This is a genomic window from Thermoactinospora rubra (genome assembly GCF_002093975.1).
Lineage (GTDB): Bacteria > Actinomycetota > Actinomycetes > Streptosporangiales > Streptosporangiaceae > Nonomuraea > Nonomuraea rubra_A.
In genome coordinates this window covers 59,225-81,860 of the sequence record NZ_MSZZ01000024.1, presented here as the reverse complement: position 1 = coordinate 81,860, position 22,636 = coordinate 59,225, and the positions used below count along the sequence as shown (strand labels likewise).

Below are 22,636 nucleotides of genomic sequence, written 5' to 3'. Positions count from 1 at the left end.
CGGGGTGCGTCTCGTACGCGGGTCCACCCCGGCTCCCTTCTCGGACAGGCCGGAGGGCCGGCCAGACCCGTTGTCCGCAGGTGGCCGGTCGTCAGCGGAGGTCTCGTGGGGCTACTCCCGGCAGGTCCAGGAGAGTGATCTGGACGGGCCGGGTGCGGGATGGCCGGTGGGGACGGCGCGCCAGCGGAGCCCGGCGTCGCCGGCTCCCCGGCCGTCGTGCGCCACGACGGCCATGCCCACGGTCTCCAGGGCCTCCTTGATGATGGGCTGCGGGCCGTCGGCGTCGAGCAGCCGGGCCGGGATGAGCAGCACCCTCGCCCGGTAGACCGCGGAGTCGGGCGGCGTCTCGCCCGCGTCCAGCTCGGCCGTCGCGGGGTCGAGGATCCTGGCCTCGTAACGGTCCAGCAGGTGCTTGGGGAAGACCAGCTCGGGCGGGAGCGGCTGGAGGCCGGCCGAGTCTTCGGGTGTCAGGGCCGGCTCCGGCCGGTGCTCGGGACGCCGGGAAGGCTCGGTCTTCCCTCGTCGCGGCTCGGGCGCTGGGCGCCCTCACCGCTCCTCAGTCCAGACCGAGCCGCGTCCCTCGCAGCCTCGGGCGTGAACGCCCGAGGCACCCCTCAGGGGTTGCTGTCTTGGGTGCTGCCGGCGTTGGTGGGTGCCGCTGCACGGTCGTGGTGTACGGCTGGCGCCACGGCGGGGCTGCTTTGCGGCGACCAAGGCGTTCGGAGGGGGCGCCGTCATTCCCGGCCGTACGGTGCGGAGTCATGTCGTGGGCGGGAATGGAGTTGGCGTCATCGGTGTTGGGAAAATATGGTCTTGCTGCGCACCTCCTCGTGAGGCGTGTTGACAACTCCACAGGGGGTGACTGGTCTCGACTTTGACCTTGCAAGTCAGGGGAAGCGGGCCGAGGACGGCGGACATAACCTCGTTAATCCTGTGACCGCGACAAATAAGTGCCAACTCTAAGCGCACTGCGGTTAGCCAGGACTCCCTGGCTCTCGCTGCCTGATCGCAGCGACCCGCTGTCAGCCTGAGAGCGCCTTCGGCTCAGGATCTGGCATCGACTAGAAGGCTCAACCGGTAGCCCCGGCCACGGGGGCTGCCGGGAAATCTCACAGTGGCTGAGCCTGTCGGCGACTTGCCTGCGTGAGCGCCGGGGCTGAGAAAAGCGACCAGCAGGCTGCGCCCGGAGAAGCCTTGATTTGGGGTTGAAGGACGCGGGTTCGATTCCCGCTACCTCCACCGACGTTCCGCGCTTTGCGCGGCAGGTCGTCCGCAGGGCGGTCGGTCGGCGATCTCGCCGATCCGGCCGCCCTTTGTGTTTGTGCCGGGAGGCGCGGGTGTCAGGGGAGCTCGATCGCGTTCTTGACGCGGTCGACCGGGCTCACGGCCTGCGGGTCCTGCTCCATATGCCTGCGGTTGTCCTCGACGATGGCCTGGTTGGCCTCGGCGAAGGGCCGCATCCGCCTCTCGTACGCGGCCAGGCCCCCCTCCACGTCATCGGCCGCCGCCAGCTCCGCCGCGAGCACGTACGCGCCCACGAGCGCCAGGCTGGTCCCCTGGCCGGACAGCGGCGAGGCGCAGTAGCCCGCGTCGCCGAGCAGCGTCACCCGGCCGGACGTCCAGGCGTCCATCCGCACCTGGGCCATCGAGTCGAAATAGAAGTCCGGCGCCCGCCACATCGCCTCCAGCAGGCGCGGCACCTCCCAGCCGGTGCGGGCGCAGTGCTCGGCGACGAGCCGCTTCTGCGCCTCGACGTCGCGGTAGTCGTAGGCGATCGGCTGGGGCGACTCGAAGCCGATCGTGACACGCAGCTCGGCGTTGCCGCGCACCGGGTAGACGACGCCGCCCACCGGCCCGTCGGTGAACCACTTCTGCCAGTCCTCCAGGCCGAAGAGGTTCTCCATGGAGTAGACCGCGACGTACTGCCCCAGGTGGCGGACGAACCGCTCCTCGGGGCCGAAGGCGAGGCGGCGCACGGCCGAGTGGAGGCCGTCGGCGCCGACCACCAGGTCGAAGTCGCGCGGCGCCGACCGCTCGAAGGCGACGCGCACCCCGCGCCCGTCCTGCGCGAGCGAGGCGACGGAGTCGCCGAAGAGGTACTCGACGTCGTCTCGCGTGCGGTCGTAGACCAGGCGGACGAGGTCCTCGCGGAGGACCTCCACGTCGTCTGTGTCGAGGCGGCCGCTTGACAGGGCCATCTCGGTCGACCGCCACAGTTCCGCTCCCGAGCCGTCGACCATGTTCATGCCCTTCATGGTCGTACGGCGGAGCCGCAGGCCGGCCAGGATGCCCAGGCGGTCCGCGACGGTGAGGGCAACGCCGCGGACGTCGATCGCCTGGCCGCCCGGCCGGATCGCGGGTCCGCGCTCGACGACGGTGACGGTGAAGCCGTGGCGGCGAAGGAAGAACGCGAGGGCGGGACCTGCCACGCCCGCGCCGGAGATCAGTACGGAAGTCATGGGTCATGGATAGCCCGGCCAGGCGCAACAGGCCCACCTGTGCTAGAACAGACCCGGCCCTGCCGCCCCTGACTGTTCTAGGACAGATGCCAATGGAACCTCCCTACCTCCGCATCGCGGCCGAGCTGCGCCGCCGCATCCAGGCGGGCGAGCTCGCCCCGGGCGACAAGGCGCCCTCCACGCGGGCCGTCGCACGCGACTTCGGCGTGGCGCTCGCGACGGCGGTGCGGGCGCTCGCCGTCCTGAAGGAGGAGGGGCTGGTGGAGGCCAGACCCAGGTCGGGGACCGTGGTGGCGGCGACGCTGAGCAGGCGGCGCAGGCGTGCCGGGCCGGCCGAGCTGACCCGCGAGCGGATCGTGCGCGAGGCGATCGCGATCGCCGACGCCGAGGGGCTGGGCGCGGTGACCGTACGGGCCGTGGCCTCGCGGCTCGGCGTCGCCCAGGTGGCGATACACCGCCACGTGCGCGGCAGGGACGAACTGCTGCGCACCATGGCCGACCTCGCCTACGGGGAGGAGCGCTGCCCGGCCCGGGAGCCGGCGCCCCTGGACGAGGCCGCCAGGCGGGAGCGGCTGGCGGCCGTCGCCAGGGCGCTGTGGCGGACCTACCGCCGCCATCCCTGGCTCGCCCATCTGGCCCCGCTCAGCCGTCCGCTGCCCCTCCCCGGGTTGCTCGCGTACGGCGAGCGCCTGCTCGGCGCCCTCGACGGCCTCGGCCTCGACGCCGACGCCATGCTCACCATCGAGGTGCTGATCTACGGCTACGTGCAGGGCCTCGCCGTCCACCTGGAACGCGAGGCACAGGCGGTGTCAGCCACCGGGCTGACGGACGACCAGTGGACCGGCACCCAGGCCGCGGCGATGAACGGCTTCGTCGCCTCCGGCCGGGCGCCGCAGTTCGCCAAGCTGATCAGGGCGCTCGGCCCGGCCGGCTACGACTTCGACCTCGACAGGGTCTTCGAGTTCGGGCTCAGGGCCCTCCTCCAGGGCCTGGATCTCCGACCGGGATCAGGCAGGGCCGTTCTGTGAGCACACGGGCGAAGCGCGCCGAAAGCGAACCGCTCCGGTTTCGCGCATGCCGACCTGTCACATCCGCCGCCCGGCGGGCGTCTTGTGGGCATGAGGTCACGCACGGATCATTGGTCGTTCCTGTTCGGGGAGATCGCGTTGTACTCCCTGGTGGTGCTCTTCGTCACCGGGGCCGGGTTGACGGTGTTCTACGACCCTGACATGTCCCTGGCCGGCTACGACGGCGTGTACACCCCGCTGCGTGACGTGCCGGTCAGCCGCGCCTTCGCCTCCACCATGGAGATCAGCCTGGAGGTGCGCGGCGGCCTGCTGCTGCGGCAGGTCCACCACTGGGCCACGCTGGTCTTCGTCGCCGCGGTCTGCCTGCACCTGCTGCGCCTGTTCTTCACCGGAGCCTTCCGCCGCCCCCGGGGGCTGAACTGGCTCATCTGGGTCGGCCTGCTCGTCCTGGGCATGGCCGCGGGCGTCACGGGCGGCGTCCTGCCCGACGACATGCTCTCGGGCGGCAGCCTGGGGCTGATCCAGGGCATCACCCAGTCCGTCCCGCTCGTCGGCAGCTATCTGACCGGCCTGCTGTTCGGCGACGCCGTACCGGGTGAGCGGGTCATCCCGCTGTTCTACTGGGTGCACGTGCTGGTGCTGCCGCTGGTCATGGCCGGGCTGTTCGCCGCCAGGAGGTGGCTGCTGCGGCGGCACGGCCGCACGCACTACCCGGGCGCGGCCCGCGTGTCCCGGCCGGCCTCCTTCGCGCTGTTCGCCGTCACGGCCGGGGTGCTCACGCTGCTGGGGACCGTCGCCGAGATCAACCCCATCTGGCTGTACGGCCCGAGCCGGCCCGGGACCATCGGCGCGGGCGCGGTCCCCGACTGGTACATGGGCTTCCTGGACGGCGCCATCCGCATCATGCCCGGGTGGGAGCCGGTGATCGCGGGCCATCCGCTGACGTTGTCGGTCCTGATTCCCGCGCTGGTCGTGCCGGGCGGCTTCTTCACCCTCCTGGCCGCCTACCCGCTGATCGAGCGCAGGCTGACCGGCGACCGCGGCCTCCACCACACCCTGGACCGCCCCCGCGACGCCGCCACCCGCACCGGGCTCGGGGCGGCCGGCATCGCCTTCTACGGCCTGCTGTGGGCCGCGGCCGCCAACGACCAGCTCGCCCACCACTTCGACCTGTCCCTCTTCGCGGTCACCTGGTTCTTCCGCGTCGCCGTCGTCGTGGGGCCCGTCGTGGCCTTCGAGGTGACGCGCCGCGTCTGCCTGGCGCTGCGGTGGCAGGAGTCCCAGCTGCTCACGCACGGGGTCGAGACCGGGGTCGTCGTGCGTTCCCCGCAGGGTGGATACACCGAGGTCGTCCGCGCCCCCAGCCGCGTGCCGTCCCGGACCTGAGGCCCGGGCAGGTCAGGACAGCGCGCTGTTGACGGCTGCGACGTAGCGGTAGAAGGCCCTGGTGCGGTGGGCCGGGTCCTCGATCCAGGCGCGGCTGAGATCACCCCGCGCGAAGAACTGCTCCCGCTGCCCGCGGCTCAGCTCGAGCTGCACGCCCATGCCCCTGCGGTTCCTGTTGGCGATGTTGGCGGGGCTGTCGGCGTCGAGCTCTTCGGACGCCGACGCCGCGACGGTGAACCCGGCGGCGCGCAGTGCGGTGGCGATCTTCTTGGCCAGCTTCGTGTCACGGCCGCCGACGTAGGTGGTCGCCTTGGTGCCGGCGGCGCCGTGCCAGGAGACGGTGTAGTCCACCGAGGCCACCAGCTTGCGCGCTCGCGGCTCGTCGAAGTGGGTGGACGTGAGGTGCAGATCGCCGTTGCCCGAGGGTTTGACGCCCTCGAAGGAGTAGAAGGCGTGCCTGCGGCCTGCCGCGTGGCCGGCCAGCTGGGTCGTGGGCGCCTCGATCGCGCCGCCGTGGATGGCGATGTGCGCCACCTTGACTTTCTTGGGCAGGGCTTCCTTGGGCAGGCGCCAGACGCGCCGGTAGTCCTCGCCCTCGGTCTCGTGCGCGGCCAGGTCGGCGTAGTTCCGGTAGACGTCGGCCGTCTTGGCGTTATGAGCGGTCTGAGCGGTATAAGCGGCATGGGCGGCGGAACCGGTGGAGGCGCCGCCCAGCATGATAAGTCCGGCAAAGCCGACCGTAATGCTCCTTTTCATGCGGCAGCATACGACGATGTCCCTTTCATGGACCTTGCTCCGCGGTTGCACCGCTGACGCGGTCGTCCACGGCCGGGGGCCGGGTGGCCGCCTCACCGCTGGAGCGAGGTCCCGTCAGCTGGAGGAGCTGGAAGATCCACGCCTCCAGGCTCGGCGTGTCGGGCGGCGCAAGGTCGTCGTCGGTCATGTCGCCTCCTTGACGATCCCGGTGATGACGGTGCGGCTTGGATTCGGCACACCCCGGAAACACTGCGCACAGTAATACGCCACTACTGACAGTTATCAAGGAGGCTTGCCGTGATCAAGGCAAGCATCGTGATTCCGGCACTCGCCGCGGCAACGGCGATCCTGCCCGGTACGGCTGGCGCAACCGAGACCCATCCCACGTCCGACCGGTTCGTCGAGATGACCGGGGCCTAGGAGGTTCCCGGTCCCGGCGACCCGGACGGCGTGGGCGCCAGACCACCGGCAACGCCGCCACCACGCTGACCCGCGACGAGCTGCGGGCCATCGTCCGGAACCCGAGCCGGTGCTACACCAACGTCCACAACGCGGAGTTCCCGGACGGCGCCATCCGCGGCCAGCTGGGCTAGCTCGGCCAGCTCGGCTGGATCGGTCGGGCGCCATCCAGGCCACGCGCGGCCGGGCCCGGATGGCGCCTCACTCCGCCTGCAGCTCGCCCAGCGTCACCGTGACCGTCTCGCGGGAGCCGTCCAGGCGGATCACCTCGACCTTCGCCTGGTCGCCCGGCTGGAAGCGGGCGAGCGCCTCGGCCAGGGCCGCCATGGTGGGCGTCGCCGTACCGTCGACGGACACGATGACCTCGCCCGGCTGGATGCCCGCCTTGGCCGCCGCGCCGCCGGGGACGACGCCGAAGACCAGCACGCCGGACGGGCTGCCGTTGCCGCCGATGACCGTGTTCCCGCGGATGCCCAGGGCGGCGCGGCGGGTGTTGACGACCTTGCCGTGCTCGATGATCTGGTTGGCGACGTCGGTGGCGGTGTTGCTGGGGATGGCGAAGCCGATGCCGGGGGCCGCGCCGCCGCCCAGCTCCGGGTTCGTCGCCGCGAGCGTCGGGATGCCGATCACCTCGCCCGCCAGGTTGACCAGGGCGCCGCCGCTGTTGCCGGGGTTGATGGCGGCCGAGGTCTGGATGGCGTTGGCGATCACGCCGCCGGGCTGGGGTTCCGACACCGTGCGGCCCGTGGCGGAGACGATCCCGTTCGTCACGCTTCCGGTCAGGCCGAGCGGGTTGCCCATGGCCAGGACGATCTGCCCGACGCGGAGCTTGGAGGAGTCGCCGAACCTGGCGGGCCTGAGCCCGCCCGCGTCCTCCACCTTGATGACCGCCAGGTCGCCCTGCGGGAAGGAGAAGACGAGCCTGGCGGGCCGGGGCGCGCCGCCGGTGGCCAGCGTGACCTCCATCTCCCGCGCCTGGCCGACCACGTGGGCGTTGGTGACGATGTGGCCCTTGGCGTCGTAGACGATGCCCGAGCCGAGGCCCACCCGGGTGTTGATCTGCACGATGGACGGCAGCACCTGGGTGATGACCCGCTCGAAGGCCCTCTCCAGGGCCAGGGCGTCCGACGCGGCGGCGGCCGGCGGGGAGGAGGGCGGCGCCGAGGTCGGGCCGGAGACGGCCGACGGGGCGGCGGAAGAGCATCCTGCGAGCAGGAGAGCCACGCAGAGACCGGCGAGTGTCGTCCTCATGCGCCGGTACTTCCCGGCTCGGGCCGAAAGATACGCCGCTTCGCCTAGGGCCGGTCGGGGGAGAGGTACTGCTGCCGCAGGCTCGTCCGGCTCAGCTTGCCGGTGGGGGTGCGCGGCAGGCTCTCCCGGTACTCGACGACCCGCGGGTGCTTGAGCCGGGCCAGCTTGGCCGAGCAGTGGGCGAGCAGCGATTCGGTCAGCTCGGGACCCGGCTCCACGCCGGGGACCGGCTGGACGAGCGCGACGACCTTGTGCCCCCACTCGGGGTCCGGCACGCCGATCACGGCGACGTCGGCGACCGCGGGGTGCTCGACCAGCACCGCCTCCACCTCGGCGGAGTAGATGTTCACCCCGCCCGAGATGATCAGGTCGGTGCGCCGGTCGAGCAGGAACAGGTAGCCGTCGGCGTCGAGGTAGCCGATGTCCCCGGGGGTGTAGGCGTCCCCGCGCATGGAGGCGGCGGTCTTCTCCGGGTCGCCGAGGTACTCGAAGCGGTTGACGCCGCCGATGTAGACCAGGCCGGGCTCGCCCGGCGGCTGCTCGCGGCCGTCCTCGCCGACGATGACGAACCGCATGCCGTCCAGCGCCCTGCCGACGGTCCCCGGCTTGGCCAGCCACTCCTGCGACGACACCATCGTGGCGACGGCCGCCTCGGTGGAGCCGTAGTACTCCCACAGGACGGGCCCCAGCCAGTCGATCATGGCCTTCTTGGTCGCGGGCGGGCAGGGGGCCGCGCCGTGGTAGAGGTGCGTGAGGCTGGACAGGTCGTACTTCTCCCGATCCGGTACGGCCAGCAGCCGGTGGAACATCGTGGGCACCATGAAGGCGTTGGTCACGCGGTGGCGCTCGATCAGCTCCAGGGTGGCCACCGGGTCGAACTTCTCCGGCGCGACGATCGAATGCCCGTGGTGCAGCGCCATCATGGCCTGGCCGTACGGGGCGGAGTGGTAGAGCTGGGAGCACACCAGGTGCACCCCGCCGAAGGGCAGGCGGAAGTGCCGGTAGCTCTTGCGCACGAGGATGGGGTGCAGTTCCTCGGGCGTCAGGTCCAGCAGGCGCCGCCGCACTCCCTTGGGCCTGCCCGTCGTGCCGGAGGTGTAGAGCATCATGGACCCCGCCCACCGCCGCTCCGGCGGGGTGGCCGGCCGGCCCTCGCCGAGGTCGCCGAGGTCGCCGGTGATGACGACCCTGGCCCGGCAGTCGCCGACGATGTAGTCGATCTCGTCCTGGGTGAAGTGCCAGTTGACCGGCACGTGGTAGGCCCCGATCTGGTAAGTGGCCAGCATGACGGTGATCGCGTCCGGGCCGTTGCGCAGCACGCTCACCACCGCGTCGCCGCGCCGTACGCCTCGCGCGATGAGCCCGTGCGACACCTGGTTGACCCTAGCCAGCAGCTCGCCGTACGTCAGGCCGGCCTCGGGCAGCGCGGGGCGGCCCGGGTCGGCGGCGGCGATCTCGTAGAAGCCCCTCATGACCCGGACCATACAGAACAACGTTCTGTGGATGAAAGGGTGACTAGGCTCGGACATATGGGCGACTACGATCCTTATCAGCCGTCCCACGAGGCTCCGACCACACCCTTCAGGCGCATAACCGTCCCGCCTCCGCCGCCTCCGCCGCGGCGGGGCATCGGCGACCTGCCCATGCGCGTGGTCTATCTCGCGGGCGCGGCTGTGGCCACCGTGCTGGCGATCGTCGGCGTCTTCCTGCTGTTCTCCGGCGACCAGCCGGAGCCGCGGCCCGCGCCCAACTCGCCCACGCCGACGGAGATCCCCGACACGCCGCTGGCCCGCCAGCCCGGCAAGGCCGCCAAGGTCGTGGGGAGGGTCGCCGACGAGCGCACCGGGCTGGTCTACCCGCGTCTCGGCAAGCCGTGGAAGGCCCGGGACTACGCCCCGTTCTCCGTCGCGCAGCGCATCGGCGAGGTCGCCGTGCCGCAGACCGTCATCGCCTCGGCGATGGTGCCGCTCGACGTCGAGCCGCCGCGGTCCGACGCCGACTACCGCGACATCGCCCGGCGGACCGCCGCGTGGGCGCTGCGCACCCAGCATCCGCAGGGCAGCACGCTGGAGTTCATCGCCTCGCAGCCGGCGCCGCAGGCCAGGGGCTGGATCATGGGCTTCGCCGTCTCGTACGCCGGAGGCTCCTCCCGCGGCCTGGTCGCCGTCGTCGACGTGGGCAAGGAGAAGCCCGCGATGCTCCTGGCCACGATCACCGACAAGCACCGGGAGCGCTGGCGGGACCTCAACACGCTCGTGAAGGGGCTACGAACCTCTTAGAAGCATCCTCTAGAATATCCTTCTAGGGTTCGAATGGAGGATGCGCATGGCGATCGGGTTGAGCGAAGAGCACGAGGCGCTTCGCGAGTCAGTGGCGGGCTGGGCCGAACGGCACGTCAAGCCGCGCGAGCAGGCCGAGGGACGCCCGGCGTTCTGGAACGGCCTGGCCGAGCAGGGGCTGCTGGGCCTGCACCTGCCCGAGGAGTCCGGCGGCTCGGGCTACGGCCTGCTGGAGGCGGCCGTGGCCGTCGAGGCGCTGGCCGAGCGGGTCACGCCGGGGCCGTACGTGCCGACCGTCCTGGCCGGCGCGGTGATCCACGCCTCCAAGCGGCACGAGCTGCTGCCCGGCCTGGCCGACGGCACGCTCACCGGCGCGGTGGCCCTGACCGCCTCGCTGACCGGCGCCCGCGGCGACGACGGCGTCCTGGTCGTCTCCGGTACGGCGGAGCCGATTGTCGGCGGCGACCTGGCCGACGTGCTCGTCCTGCCGGTCAGCACGGGCGAGGGCGAGGAGTGGGTCGCGGTCGACGCCTCGGCCGTCACGGTGACGCCCATCAAGACGCTGGACCTGACGCGCGGCGCCGCCAAGGCCGAGCTGGACGCGGTAGCCGTACCGGAGGAGCGGGTCCTGGAGGGCGTCGAGCGGCTCGACGTGCGGAACCTGGCGGCCGTCCTGCTGGGCGCCGAGGCCGTGGGCCTGGCCTCGTGGTGCGTGCGCGCCGCCGCCGACTACGCCAAGGTGCGCGAGCAGTTCGGCCGCCCGATCGGGCAGTTCCAGGGCGTCAAGCACAAGCTCGCCCGCATGCTCGTGGCGCTGGAGCAGGCGCGCGCCACGGTGTGGGACGCCACCCGCGCCGAGGGCAGGGAGCTGGAGTTCGCCGCCGCCGTGGCGGGCGTCATGGCTCCCGACGCGGCCGTGCAGTGCGCCAAGGACGCCATCCAGACCTTCGGCGGCATCGGCTACACCTTCGAGCACGACGTCCACCTGTACTACCGCCGCGCGCTCACCCTCCGCGCCGTGCTGGGCTCCTCCGCCGAGTGGTCCGAGGCCGTGGCGGAGCTCGCGCTGCAGGGCGTGACCCGCGATATGGAGATCGACCTGCCCGAGGAGGCCGAGGAGCTGCGCGAGCGGATCCGGGCCGAGATCGCCGAGATCGCCGAGCTGGAGGGCAGGGAGCAGAAGCGGGCGCTGGCCGACCAGGGCTTCGTGATGCCGCACCTGCCCAGGCCGTGGGGCCGCGACGCCAAGCCGCTGGAGCAGGTCCTCATCCACCAGGAGCTCAGGGCCGCCAAGGTCAGGCTGCCCCAGATGATCATCGGCGCGTGGGTGGTGCCCTCGATCGCCGTGTACGGCACGCCGGAGCAGCAGCAGCGCTTCCTGCCCAAGACGCTCAGCGGCGAGATGATGTGGTGCCAGCTGTTCTCCGAGCCGAACGCCGGCTCCGACCTGGCCAACGTGCAGATGAAGGCCACCCGCGTGGAGGGCGGCTGGAAGCTCAACGGGCAGAAGATCTGGACCTCGGTCGCGCACGTCGCCGAGTGGGGCATCTGCATCGCCCGCACCGACCCGAGCAAGCCCAAGCACGACGGCATCACCTACTTCCTGGTCGACATGAAGGCGCCGGGCGTGACCGTCCGCCCGCTGACCGAGATGACGGGCGAGAACCTGTTCAACGAGGTCTTCCTGGACGACGTGTTCGTGCCCGACGAGCTGGTGGTCGGCGAGGTCAACGACGGCTGGCGGGTGGCGCGCAACACGCTGTCCAACGAGCGCGTGTCGCTGTCGTCCGGCTCGGGCGGCACCGGCTCGTCGGTGCCCGACCTGCTGGGGCTCATCTCGCGGCTGGATCGCGAGCTGACCCCGGCCGAGCGGCTGGAGCTGGCCTCGGTGGTCTGCGAGGGCCACTCGATCAACGCCCTGGCGCTGCGGGTCACGCTCAAGCAGCTGGCCGGGACCGAGCCCGGCGCCGACGCCTCGGTGCGCAAGCTGCTGTCCACCTCGCACGCCCAGCACGTGGCCGAGTGCGCGGTGAACCTGCTCGGCCCGGCCGCGGTGGTCGCGGCCGACATGAAGCTGGGCGACGCGGGCTACTGGAACCGCGCCGTGCTGGCCACCCGGGCGATGACCATCTACGGCGGCACCACCGAGGTGCAGCTCAACATCATCGGCGAGCGCCTGCTGGGGCTGCCGCGGGACTAGGGCTTGACCGGCTGGAGCGGGATGGGGGTTCCGGCCCGGGCGGGTTGCGGGAGGCCGACGACGACCTTGCCGACGCACAGGCCGGAGCCCTCGACCGCGCGCAGCCGTACCTGGTCGCCCCGGCCGTCGAGGGAGGTGAAGGTGGCGGTCAGCCCCGCGTCGGCCGCGACCTCCTTGACGGCCTGGCCGAAGGCGACCGACACCCGGCCTGGCGTGCCGTTGAGGTAGGCGATCCGGATGGTCCAGCCGCCCTGCGGGAGCGAGGCGGGCAGGGGGAAGGCCACCTCGCGGCCCGGGGGCAGCTTCCGGCAGGTGTTCGGCGCGGGCGTGGTGGACTCGGTGCCGCCGACGTCCACCGGCCGCAGCCGGCCTTCCTTGTCGAAGATGAGCGCGCCCGGCAGCGTCCCGTCGAGCCGCTGGACCCACCTGATGCCGGGCGGCGTGACCGGCCGCAGCATGACCGAGGCCTTGGCGTAGCGGTAGAAGAACGCCGGCTGCATGATGTGGGGCGGCACGTCCTGGTCGACGATCACCGCGCCCTTGGGCACGCTGCGCAGCGCGACCCTGGCGGTCTCCACGTAGCTCTTGGCGGTGGCGCCCAGCGAGCGGTCGCCGTAGCCCTCGGCGGACCACAGCGAGCCGAGCGCGAACGCGCCCGCCAGCGACCCCGCCAGGAACCCCGTGACGCCCCGGTCGGGCAGCGGGCGCAGCCAGGGCCTTTCCTCCTCGGGGAGGGGGATGAGCACCAGGGCCAGGGCGATGGCCAGGATCACGGCGGCGTCGGCGACGTAGCGCAGCTCGTGCCCGGCGAGGGAGCCCGACATCGAGACCCTGCCGAGCAGGATGGGCACGATGTCGGCGGCGACGAAGTAGAGCGCCGCCACCAGCCAGGCCGCCCAGGCGCGGCGCCGGTAGAAGAGGCCGGCAGCCACCACCACCGCCGCGACCGCGAGGGAGGCGTACAGCAGGCCCGTCGGGGGCGCCGCCATGGCGTAGTCCTCGCCGACCGGCATCCACTTCCACGGGCCGCCCAGCGCCGAGGGGATCAGCGACCGGGAGGTCAGCAGCCAGGCGAACTCGGCGGCGAGCCCCGGGTCGGGCAGCTGCGGCGTCTGCTTGCCGTCGTTGAGCTGCACCGAGCCGTAGAGCTGGACGAAGTACACCACGAGGTAGGCCGCCAGCATCGCCCCGTATGTCAGCCAGGCGCGCCAGTGGCGGCCCAGCGCGCTCCACCACGGCCCGCGGGTGAACCAGAAGGCGGTGACCGCCAGCAGCAGGAAGGGGATCAGCGCCGCCTTGACGTAGAAGGCCAGCCCGAACAGCGTCCAGGCGCTCGCGGCCAGCACGTGGCGGAAGCGGCCGTCGCGCAGGTACAGCACGTGGGCGTGGAGCGCCATCGGCACGGCCACCTGCAGGGGCAGCACCAGCAGCATCGCCACCCACCACCCCAGCGCCGGGACGATCATCGGCGTGAGCAGGAAGAAGGCCAGCGGCACGAGGATGGCCGGGCGGGCGCCGAACATCGTGCGCAGCAGCCGCAGCAGCGCCAGCCCGGCGGCGGCCTGCAGGCCGATGGTCACGGCGTGGACGAACGCCTCGTTGTACCCGCCGGCCCGGGCCGCCGCCCAGGACAGGGCCAGCCGGCCGGGGGACAGGTGCCCGGTGTCGACCCACATGAGGAAGTCCCAGGACAGGCTGTTCTCCAGGCCCCGCACGATGTAGTGGAAGTCGTCCTGGCGGAAGTAGGTGCGCCGGATGAGGTCGTACCGCCACACCAGCTGAACGGCGATCATGACGAGCCCGATCGCCAGCACCGACTCCTCGCGCCGCCAGGTCCGCGGCGGCGACTGCCTCGGCGCCGTGCTGATGGCCACGCTGTCTCATCCCTCCTCGTCGCTGGACCGAGCGTAGTGGCCGGGACGATCGGGGTGAAACGGGCGTTGTGCCGTTGTGATGTCATATCCGAATGCGTCACGTGCTCACCGACCTGGGGCGACGGCTGCGCGGCCGGCACGTCGCGCCGGCGCTGCTGGGGCTCGCGCTGGGCCTGCTGGCGCTCGGCCCGGCCCTGCGCCCGGGGTACGTGCTCGTGCAGGACATGGTGTTCGTCCCGGACCCGGCGTTCACACGCTTCACCTTCGGGCTTTCGGGCGGCGCGGCGCGGGCGGTGCCCAGCGATGCGGTCGTGACGCTGCTGTCCATGGCGCTGCCGGCCTGGCTGGTGCAGAAGCTCGTGCTGCTGGCCGTGTTCGTCCTGGGCTGTTCCGGTACGGCGGGGCTGGTGCCGGCGGGGCTCGCGCCTCGCCTGGTGGCCGGGGCCTGCTACGTCTGGAACCCCTACGTGGCCGAGCGGCTGCTCATGGGGCAGTGGGCGCTGCTGCTGGGCTACGCGGGGCTGCCGTGGGCGGTCAGGGCGGTCTGCGCGGGCCGGCGGACGGCCGTGGCGCTCCTCCCGGCGGCGGCCGGGGGCTTCGCGGCGATGGCGATCTCGGCGCTCACGGTCCTGCCGATCGCGCTCCTCACGCGCCGGGCGTGGCGGACCGGGCTGTTGCTGCTGGCCTTCAGCCTCCCCTGGCTGGTGCCCACGATGCTGCGGCCCGAGGGGCTGGTGGGCGACCCGGCGGGCGTGGAGGCGTTCGCGGCGCGCGCCGACAGCCCGTTCGGCGCGGTGGGGAGCCTGCTGGCGCTCGGCGGGATCTGGAACGCCCACGCGGTCCCCGTCGGCTACGACGTGCCGGTCGCGGCCGTGGCCAGGCTGGCGGTCGTCGTGACCGGCGTGGCGGCCTTCTGGCTGGTGCGGGCCGAGCTGCCCTTCCGCGTGGGCCTGACGGTCGCGGCGGCGGCGGGCTTCGCGATCGCCTGCCTCGGGGCCGTGGCGCCGGAGGCGCTGAAGTGGCTGGTGGGCCTGTGGGCCGGGTTCGCGGTCCTGCGGGACGCCCAGCAGTTCGTGGCGCCGCTGGCGCTGCTGGCCGCCGTGGGCGCGGGGCTGGCGGCCTCTCGGGTGCGGGCGGCGGCGCCCGTGCTGGTGGGCGTGCCGCCGGCGGTCCTGCCGACGCTCGCGTGGGGGGCCTTCGGGGCGCTGGCGGCGGTGCCGTACCCGGACGGCTGGCATGCGGCGCGGGCGGTGCTGGCGGCCGACCGGGAGCCGGGCGACGTGCTGGTGCTGCCGTTCGAGTCCTACCGGCGCTTCCCGTGGAACGGCATGCGGGCGGTGCTGGACCCGGCGCAGCGGTTCTTCGCCGTGCCGGGACGGGAGGTGGTGGTCAACGACGCGGTGCGGGTGGGCGGGATCGTCGTCGCGAGCGAGGATCCCCGGGCGCGGCGCGTGGGCGGGCTGCTGCGGGGACCGTGGACGGGGCTGGCGGCCGAGGGCATCCGGTACGTCGTGGTGGACGCGGAGATCGGCTCACCGTCCTTGCAGGCGTGGCTGACCGGAGCAAAGCTGCTGGTCGACACCCCGGAGATCCGGTTGTATCGGCTCGGCCGTACCTAGAACGTGATATGGGTAAGTTTCGTGACCAACATCGTGAACAGCGGATTTATTAAGATTTTGTAGAGCTACTTCCGAGTAGCGAGAATTGGTTCTAGTCTCGGGACGGTCCCGACCTAGCCGCCGCTCGAGGAGGAACCCCCCGTGATCAAGATCCTCTTAGCAGCGATCATCGGTGTCGCCGTGGCCGCCCTCGTGACGACGGTCGCCACGGTATCCCTCACGGGAGCCACGAGCACTCCGGTCAACCAGCCGCTGTACAACTACGGCGACCGGTAGCCGGGTAGTCATGCCGGTCTCTCGCCAAGGGGACGAGAGGACGAGCCGACCACCACTGCTAGAGATCGTCGTTCCTGCCTACAACGAGGAAGGGCGTCTCCCCGGGGGCTTGATGCAGCTGTGCGCGAAGCTTGCCCGAATGCCGTTCCCGACCTCAGTCATCGTCGTCGACAACGCCAGCACCGACAACACCGCCGCCATCGTGCGGCAGTGGCGGGGTCCGGTCCCGGTCCGGCTGCTGGAGTGCCGCATCCGCGGCAAGGGCGCCGCCGTCCGCGCCGGGCTGCTGGAGACAACCGCTCCGCTGGTCGGGTTCTGCGACGCCGACATGGCGACCGACCTGGCCGCGCTGGACGTGGTGGTCGGCCTGCTGCTGTCCGGTGAGCGCGTCGTCGTCGGCTCGCGTGCCCACGTCTTCTCGGACGTGGCCAACCGGCACAGCGCCGTCAGGGAGCTGGGGGCCGTCGGCTTCCGCGCCCTGGCCAGGGCCATCGTGCGCGACGTCAGCGACACCCAGTGCGGGTTCAAGTTCTTCGACGGCTCCCTGGCCAGGGCGGCCGCGAGGCGGCTGGGCACCACCGGGTTCGCCTTCGACGTCGAGCTGCTGGCGCGGTGCACCGCCCTGGGCGCGCGGGTGCTGGAGATCCCGGTCCGCTGGCGCGACATGCCCGGCTCGCGCTTCTCGGTGGCCCGGCACGGCGCCGGGATCCTCCTGGAGCTCGGCCGGATCTGGCTGCGCCTGCGCGCCGACCGCTCCTGGCACGAGGCGCTCGCCGTGTCCCCCGTCGCCCAGACCTCGCCCCTCAAGACCGTCGGATACCTGTGACCTCCGCTGACCCGCACGATCTGTACGATCTGCATGACCTGCGCATCGCCGTGGTGAACTGGCGGGATCCGTGGCATCCCGCCGCCGGCGGTGCGGAGGCCTATGCCTGGGAGCTGGCCACGCGGCTGGCCGCCTGGGGCGCCCGCGTGGACTACGTGACCGCGCGGGCGCCCGGGCAGAGCAGGACGCAGACCGTCGACGGCGTGCGCGTCTCCCGCATGGGCGGCACCTACACCGTCTACCCGCTCGTGCTGGGCTGGCTGGCCCGGCGCGGGCGGCGCTTCGACGTGGTGATCGACTGCCAGAACGGCATCCCCCACTTCTCGCCGTGGGTGCTGCCCCGCCGTACCAAAGTCCTCATGGTCGTGCACCACGTGCACGACCGGCAGTTCGGCGTGCACATGCCGCCGTGGCTGGCGGCGGTCGGGCGCTTCCTCGAAGGGCCCGTCTCGCGCTGGAGCTACCGGCGGCACGCCTGTGTGGCGGTCTCCGAGTCCACCGTGCGGGCCATGCGCGAGCGGCTGCGCTGGACCGGTCCCGTCCACGTGGTGCCCAACGGGCTGTCGGTCACCGGCCGGGTCCAGGAGCCGCGCAGCCCCGAGCCGCGGCTGGTGTGCGTCGGCAGGCTCGTCGCCCACAAGCGGCTGGACCTGCTGCTGGACGCCTTCGAGGAGCTGCGGGCACGCCGGCCGGAGGTACGGCTGGACATCGTCGGCCGCGGGCCGGAGGAGGCCCGGCTGCGCGCCCGGCTGCCGGAGGGCGTCACGCTGCACGGCTACCTGCCAGACGAGGACAAGGAACGGCTGGTCGCCCGCTCGTGGCTGCACGTGAACGCCTCCCAGGGCGAGGGCTGGGGCCTGGTCGTCCTGGAGGCCGCCGCGCTCGGCGTGCCGACCGTGGCCTTCGACGTGGACGGGCTGCGCGACGCCGTACGGCACGGCGAGACGGGCTGGCTGGTGCCGGAGGGCGGGGACCTGGCCAAGGCGATCGACGTCGCGCTCGACGAACTTGATGACTCCCATTCCATGAAATGTCGGGAATGGGCGGCTCGATTCTCCTGGGACCACAGTGCTCGACTGTTCGTGAGGCTGATCCGTGACTGAGCGTCACCGGCACCGGTTGTGGCTGGCGATCTGCTGCTTCGCCTTCGGCGTGCTGTCCTTCACCACTCGGCCGGGCCACCTCATCTCCGACACCAAGATCGATCTCGCGCTCGACCCGATCCGCTTCCTGGAGCGGGCCGCCCACCTGTGGGACGTCCAGCACTTCGGCCAGCTGCAGAACCAGGTGTCCGGCTACCTGTTCCCGATGGGCCCGTTCTTCGCCGCCGGGCACCTGGCCGGACTGCCCGCGTGGATCACCCAGCGGCTGTGGATCACGCTGGTGCTGTGCGTCGCCTTCCTCGGCGTGGAGCGCCTGGCCCGGCGGCTGGAGATCGGCACCCCCGGCACGCGGATCGTCGGCGCGCTCGCCTACGCGCTGGCCCCCCGGGCGCTGTCGATCATCGGGGAGATCTCCATCGAGTTCCTGCCGGCGGCGATGCTGCCCTGGATCCTGCTGCCGCTGCTGACCGCGGCCGAGACCGGGCAGCGCGGCCGGGCGGCGGTCCGCTCGGGCGTGGCCGTGGCGCTGTGCGGGGGAGTCAACGCGGTCGCCGTGGGCGCCGTGCTCGTCGCGCCGGTGCTGTACATCCTCACCCGGCCCAAGCCCGTGCCGCGCTGGCGCATGCTCGGCCTGTGGACGGCCGCCGTGGCGGTGGCGACGCTGTTCTGGTCGCTGCCGCTGCTGCTCGCGGGCCGCTACGCCTTCTCCTTCCTGCCCTACACCGAGACCGCCTCGGCCACCACGCAGGTCACCTCGCTGACCAACGTGCTGCGCGGGGCCTCCGACTGGGTGCGCTACCTGGCCGTCGGCGGCGTACCGGTCCAGCCCGTCGGCTACACGATCGCCACCGGCTGGACGATGATCGTGGTGACCGGCGTGCTGGCCGCCCTCGGCCTGGTCGGCCTGGCCCGCCGCGACCTGCCCTCGCGCGGCTTCCTCACCGTGCTGTTCCTCGTGGGCCTGGCCGCGCTGGTCGCCGGCCACATGAGCGTGCTGGAGCCCATCGTCGCCGAGCCGGTCAGGTGGCTGCTGGACGGCCCGCTGGCGCCGCTGCGCAACCTGCGCAAGTTCGACCCGCTCGTCCGGCTCGCCCTCGCGATGGGGCTCGCCCACCTGCTGTGCTCGGTGCGCCTGCGGCTGCCCCTGGTCAAGGCCGTGACGGCGGTGGCCTTCGCCGCGCTCCTGCTGCCCGTCCTCGACCGCGGCGTGGCCGCGCCCGGCGACTTCGAGGACGTCCCGCCGTACTGGAGGGAGGCGGCCGCCTGGATCAACGCCAACGCCGGGGACGACGGCGTGCTCGTCGTGCCGGGAGCCAAGTTCGGCGAGTACGTGTGGGGCCGCCCGATCGACGACCCCATGCAGTCTCTCTTCGCCGCCCGCTGGACCGCCCGCCAGGTGACCGCCGCCGGATCGGTCGGCCTGAGCCGGCTGCTCGACGTCGTCGACCAGCGCCTGGCCGCCGGGCACGGCTCGGCCGGGCTCACCCGGCTGCTGCGCCGGATGGGCATCCACTACCTCCTGGTGCGCAACGACCTGCTCCGCGTCACCCTGCAGGGCGCCTGGCCCGCGCGTGTCCACGAGGCGCTGCGCGAGTCGCCCGGCATCGTGCGCGTCCGGTCCTTCGGCGGCGAGGTGGGCGACGGCTTCACCGACGACGTGGTCAACTCGGTCGACTGGCCCTTCCCCGCCCTGGAGCTGTATGAGGTGCAGGACAGCACCGACGTGGTGAGCGTGGCGCCCGCCGACGCGGCCCTCCGCGTGCGGGGCGGACCCGACTCGCTGCTGTCCATGGGCGACCTCGGCGTGCTCGGCGACCGGCCGGTGCTCGTCAACGACGACGGCGCGCAACGCCAGGCGCCCACCGTGGTCAGCGACGCGCTGCGGCTGCGCGAGCGCCACTTCGGGGAGATCAGGACCAACTGGACGCAGACGCTGCCGGCCGACCGGCGCGCCGACTTCACCGGCGTGCGGGAGCTGGACCTGCTGGAGGATGGCTGGCTGGAGAACACCGCCACCGCCCGCTACGAGGGCGTCGCCGCCGTCACCGCCTCCACCTCGGCCGCCGACGCCGAGGTGCTGGCCGGGGTGAGCTCGCCCGCCGCCAACCCGTGGGCGGCGCTGGACGGCGACCTCACCACGGCGTGGGAGAGCAGCGGCTGGGAACCGGTTGACACCGAGTGGCTGCGGATGGACTTCTCCGGCCCTCTGGAGCTGTCGCAGATTCAGATCAGCTTCGTCGCCAACGAGATGCTGGGCCCGCCCGTCACCAGGATCGCCGTCGACACCGAGCAGGGCACGGTCGAGCACGACCTCGGCAAGACGGGCGCCGCCGAGTCCCTCGCCACGCCTCGCGGCCCCTCAAGCTGGCTGCGCGTCAGGATCCTCGACGCGGCCGGCGAGCCCGACTTCGGCCAGCGCGTGGGCATCGCGGAGATCAAGATCCCGTCGCTGCTGCCCGGCCGTACCATCGACCTGCCCGCCGCCCAGGGCGACGCCTACGTCATGGACCGCGGCCTGGACGGCCGCCCCGCCTGCATGCGCAACCAGTCGCGCTGGATCTGCAACCCCGTCCTGGCCCGCCCCGACGAGGAGGGCGCGGGCTTCGACCGCACCTTCATCGCCGCCGAGGCCCGCCACGCCGACGTGTCCGGCCTGGCGGTGCTGCGCGACGCGGCCCTGGTCGAGCGCTACACCAGCTTCGGCGGCGACCTGCCCGAGGTCGTCGGCTCCTCCCAGGCGGGCGAGGAGCCCGTGGCCGCGCCCCGCTCGGCCTTCGACGGCGACGACTCCACCACCTGGATCGCGGCGCCGCTGGACGCCGAGCCCACGCTGACGATCGACTGGAAGCGGCCGCTGAAGGTCTCGCGGATCCAGGTGGCCCGGCCCGGCGGCGACAAGCAGCCCCTCGACCTCGTCATCACGGGCGACAAGGGACAGGTGCGCAGCGGCCGGGCGGACGCGGGCGGCCGCCTGACGTTCCGGCCGATGCTCACCAGGAAGATCCAGATCCGCTTCCTGCCGGCCTCCAGGCGGCTCCAGGTCACCGAGCTGTTCATCCCGGGCGTCGACCCGGCCGTCCGGCCCAAGGACGTCCCGCTGCGGCTGCGCTGCGGGCTCGGCCCGCGGCTGGAGGTCAACGGCCACCCGGTGCCCACCAAGGTCGAGGGCACCATGACCGACCTGCTGGAGCGCCGCCCCGTCCGCTTCACCGCCTGCGGCGGGACCGACCTGCGCGAGGGCGCCAACCGCGTCAGGGTGGCGGGCTGGGACCCCTACGCCCTGCAGAGCCTGCTCGTCGGGGAGGTCCCCGAGGCGCCGCGCGCGGGCGAACCGGCGGCCGCCCGCGGCACCTGGACGCCGTCGGTCCGCGAGGTGCAGGTCACCGCGCCAGAGGCGGCCTACCTCGTGGTCAACGAGAACTTCAACGCGGGCTGGCAGGCCACCCTCGACGGCGTGACGCTGCCGCCGGTGCGCATCGACGGATGGAAGCAGGGCTGGGAGCTGCCCGCCGGGACCGACGGCGTCGTGCGGCTGGAGTACTCGCCCGACCGGGCGTACGGCTTCGCGCTCGTCGCCGGCCTGGTCGGCATCGCGATCCTCATGGTGCTGGCCCTGGTCATGCGCGGCCCGCGGCCGGAACACGTGCTGGAGACCGCGCCCGCGGGCAGCTCGCGGGCCGGCCGCTGGCGCCTGCCGGCCACGATCGCCGTGAGCCTGGCCTTCGGCTTCTGGGCGGCGGGCTGGGCCGGGATGGCGGTCGTGCCCGCCGCGCTGGCCGCCGTCGTGTGGGGACGTGGACGGCTCAGGCACCTGGACTCGCCGTGGGTGCCGGGCCTGGCCTTCGGGGCGGCCACCCTCGCGCTGGCGGCCGCCCAGCTCATGGCCGAGCACGGCGTCCCCGAGTCCACCTTCACGATCTTCTACGACTCGGTGCCGCAGCTGGCCGCGTGCGCGGCGCTGGGGGCGCTGTTCGGCTCGCTGGTCACGGAGGAGTCGCCGCCGCGGCCGCTTCCGGTTCCCGAGCGCGTCCCGGCCGGGGCCGGACGAGCCGCAGCGCCGGCAGCTCGACCAGGTGGTAGGTGACCGCGCTGGCCAGCGTGGTGAAGGTGAACGCGAAGGCGAAGACCAGCAGGAAGCTGCCGTCGAAGCGCGCGGTGCCGGTCGCCTTGTAGTAGAACGCGATGACCGCCGCGTGCCAGAGGAAGAAGCTGTAGGAGATGCGGCCGAAGTAGGCCGTGACCGGGTTGGCCAGCAGCCGGTGCGGCAGCCGCGTGCGGTCGCCGGCCAGCGCGAACGGCGCCACGACCAGCACGGCGATGGCCGCCTCCAGCCCCATCCGCCACAGCGACTGCGCCAGCGTGGGCAGCTCCAGCTGCCGCGGCCCGGCCAGCTCGGTGGACAGCACGCAGAACAGCAGGAAGGCGGTGACCAGGGCCTGCGGCGCCAGCGCGTCGACGACGCGGCGGTCCTTCAGCGTGACCGACAGCACCGCCAGCGCCATCCCGGCGCCGAAGTAGATCAGGTGGTGCGGCAGCCACAGGGCCGTGCGCGGCTCGCCGTACCAGTGGCTGAACAGCACGGTGGCCACCGAGATCACCGGCAGGACGGCGATGCCGGCCAGCAGGCGGCGGGCGTCGCCCCGGGCGAAGCGGCCCAGCGCCCAGGCCAGCACGGGCAGCGACACGTAGAAGGCCAGCTCGATGGGCATGGTCCACATCTGGTAGAGCCCCTCGGGCTGCTCGCCGTCCTCGACGTAGTTCTGCAGCATGAGCATCCAGCGCAGCCGGCCGCCCGCGTCCAGCGAGCTCCACGCCCACAGCACCAGGCCGGTGACCAGACAGTAGGCCGGCATCACGCGGAGCATGCGGCGCAGCAGGTAGCGGCCCGTGCCCGGGGGCTCGGCGCCCTCCAGCGCGGCCCGCGCCCACGGCCGGTAGAGCAGCAGCCCGGACAGCAGGAAGAAGATCGGTACGGCCAGGCCGAGCCGCGAGGTCATCCAGGCGACCATGCCGTCGGTGTACATCGTGCCGGTGTTGCCGGCGACGTGCAGCACGCAGACGCCCAGCGCGGCCAGGCCGCGTATCCCGTCGAGGGCGGCGTCCCTGCCGGCTTCTCGCAC

18 protein-coding genes, 1 other RNA gene and 1 pseudogene are annotated in these 22,636 nt (G+C 72.6%); 12 read left to right on the top strand and 8 right to left on the bottom strand.

Going from position 1 to position 22,636, the window contains the following annotated elements:
- Positions 1–111 precede the first annotated feature (111 nt).
- Positions 112–312 carry a hypothetical protein gene (locus BSB02_RS23970; protein ID WP_084962070.1) on the bottom strand — a complete coding sequence of 67 codons (201 nt, stop codon included), beginning with the start codon at positions 310–312 and terminating at the stop codon, positions 112–114.
- Between the two features lie 542 nt (positions 313–854).
- Between BSB02_RS23970 and ssrA the strand changes: the two genes are divergently transcribed.
- Positions 855–1,242, top strand: a transfer-messenger RNA (tmRNA) gene (gene ssrA / locus BSB02_RS23965).
- A 98-nt stretch (positions 1,243–1,340) separates the two neighbouring features.
- Here the strand turns inward: ssrA and BSB02_RS23960 are convergent.
- Positions 1,341–2,459: an FAD-dependent monooxygenase gene (locus BSB02_RS23960; RefSeq protein ID WP_084962068.1), complete on the bottom strand. Its 1,119-nt coding sequence runs from the start codon at positions 2,457–2,459 to the stop codon at positions 1,341–1,343.
- 92 nt (positions 2,460–2,551) lie between these two features.
- On the opposite strand from BSB02_RS23960, the gene BSB02_RS23955 reads away from it, so the two are divergent.
- Positions 2,552–3,487, top strand: a complete 936-nt coding sequence (locus BSB02_RS23955) for a TetR/AcrR family transcriptional regulator C-terminal domain-containing protein (RefSeq protein WP_240506614.1) — start codon at positions 2,552–2,554, stop codon at positions 3,485–3,487.
- A gap of 90 nt (positions 3,488–3,577) precedes the next feature.
- A complete protein-coding gene (gene qcrB, locus BSB02_RS23950) occupies positions 3,578–4,873 on the top strand; it encodes a cytochrome bc1 complex cytochrome b subunit (protein WP_084962064.1) in 1,296 nt (431 codons plus the stop codon).
- Positions 4,874–4,885: 12 nt separating this feature from the next.
- Here qcrB and BSB02_RS23945 read toward each other — a convergent pair whose 3' ends face one another.
- Both BSB02_RS23945 and BSB02_RS40700 read right to left on the bottom strand, forming a co-directional pair.
- Positions 4,886–5,629, bottom strand: a complete 744-nt coding sequence (locus BSB02_RS23945; RefSeq protein WP_084962062.1) for a poly-gamma-glutamate hydrolase family protein — start codon at positions 5,627–5,629, stop codon at positions 4,886–4,888.
- 25 nt (positions 5,630–5,654) lie between these two features.
- Entirely contained in the window at positions 5,655–5,816 is a 162-nt protein-coding gene (locus BSB02_RS40700) for a hypothetical protein (RefSeq protein WP_158088713.1), read from the bottom strand.
- Between the two features lie 110 nt (positions 5,817–5,926).
- On the opposite strand from BSB02_RS40700, the gene BSB02_RS43075 reads away from it, so the two are divergent.
- Both BSB02_RS43075 and BSB02_RS43645 read left to right on the top strand, forming a co-directional pair.
- On the top strand, positions 5,927–6,049 hold the full coding sequence (locus BSB02_RS43075) for a hypothetical protein (RefSeq protein WP_276206348.1): 123 nt from the start codon (positions 5,927–5,929) through the stop codon (positions 6,047–6,049).
- 44 nt (positions 6,050–6,093) lie between these two features.
- Positions 6,094–6,222: pseudogene (locus BSB02_RS43645) on the top strand (CHRD domain-containing protein); the annotation flags it as partial.
- A 67-nt stretch (positions 6,223–6,289) separates the two neighbouring features.
- On the opposite strand, the gene BSB02_RS23940 reads toward BSB02_RS43645, so the two are convergent.
- Together BSB02_RS23940 and BSB02_RS23935 are read right to left on the bottom strand one after the other, a co-directional pair.
- Positions 6,290–7,339: a S1C family serine protease gene (locus tag BSB02_RS23940; RefSeq protein WP_084962060.1), complete on the bottom strand. Its 1,050-nt coding sequence runs from the start codon at positions 7,337–7,339 to the stop codon at positions 6,290–6,292.
- A 44-nt stretch (positions 7,340–7,383) separates the two neighbouring features.
- Positions 7,384–8,811 (bottom strand): AMP-binding protein, encoded by a 1,428-nt coding sequence (locus BSB02_RS23935; protein WP_084962253.1) that lies wholly within the window; start codon positions 8,809–8,811, stop codon positions 7,384–7,386.
- Positions 8,812–8,982: 171 nt separating this feature from the next.
- On the opposite strand from BSB02_RS23935, the gene BSB02_RS23930 reads away from it, so the two are divergent.
- Positions 8,983–9,618: a hypothetical protein gene (locus BSB02_RS23930; protein WP_143591059.1), complete on the top strand. Its 636-nt coding sequence runs from the start codon at positions 8,983–8,985 to the stop codon at positions 9,616–9,618.
- A gap of 46 nt (positions 9,619–9,664) precedes the next feature.
- A complete protein-coding gene (locus BSB02_RS23925; protein WP_084962056.1) occupies positions 9,665–11,818 on the top strand; it encodes an acyl-CoA dehydrogenase family protein in 2,154 nt (717 codons plus the stop codon).
- Here BSB02_RS23925 and BSB02_RS23920 read toward each other — a convergent pair.
- The gene (locus tag BSB02_RS23920) at positions 11,815–13,692 is read right to left on the bottom strand and encodes a hypothetical protein (RefSeq protein ID WP_084962054.1); all 1,878 of its coding nucleotides are present in this window, start codon (positions 13,690–13,692) and stop codon (positions 11,815–11,817) included. The two genes, BSB02_RS23925 and BSB02_RS23920, sit on opposite strands and share 4 nt — an antisense overlap.
- Before the next feature lie 92 nt (positions 13,693–13,784).
- Here BSB02_RS23920 and BSB02_RS23915 point away from each other — a divergent pair, with 92 nt between their 5' ends.
- The 5 genes from BSB02_RS23915 to BSB02_RS23900 all read left to right on the top strand — a co-directional run bounded on the left by BSB02_RS23915 (position 13,785) and on the right by BSB02_RS23900 (position 21,600).
- A complete protein-coding gene (locus BSB02_RS23915; protein ID WP_143591057.1) occupies positions 13,785–15,311 on the top strand; it encodes an MmpA family trehalose lipid delivery protein in 1,527 nt (508 codons plus the stop codon).
- 141 nt (positions 15,312–15,452) lie between these two features.
- Complete coding sequence (locus BSB02_RS43070; protein ID WP_276206347.1) at positions 15,453–15,587, top strand: hypothetical protein; 135 nt, start codon at positions 15,453–15,455, stop codon at positions 15,585–15,587.
- 10 nt (positions 15,588–15,597) lie between these two features.
- Positions 15,598–16,413, top strand: coding sequence for a glycosyltransferase (locus BSB02_RS23910; protein ID WP_084962052.1), 816 nt, complete (start codon positions 15,598–15,600; stop codon positions 16,411–16,413).
- A complete protein-coding gene (locus BSB02_RS23905) occupies positions 16,410–17,516 on the top strand; it encodes a glycosyltransferase family 4 protein (RefSeq protein WP_240506613.1) in 1,107 nt (368 codons plus the stop codon). The genes BSB02_RS23910 and BSB02_RS23905 overlap by 4 nt, the downstream gene beginning before the upstream one ends.
- A complete protein-coding gene (locus BSB02_RS23900; protein ID WP_084962050.1) occupies positions 17,509–21,600 on the top strand; it encodes an alpha-(1->3)-arabinofuranosyltransferase domain-containing protein in 4,092 nt (1,363 codons plus the stop codon). The genes BSB02_RS23905 and BSB02_RS23900 overlap by 8 nt, the downstream gene beginning before the upstream one ends.
- On the opposite strand, the gene BSB02_RS23895 is transcribed toward BSB02_RS23900, so the two are convergent.
- Entirely contained in the window at positions 21,500–22,636 is a 1,137-nt protein-coding gene (locus BSB02_RS23895; RefSeq protein ID WP_158088712.1) for an acyltransferase family protein, read from the bottom strand. The genes BSB02_RS23900 and BSB02_RS23895 overlap by 101 nt on opposite strands.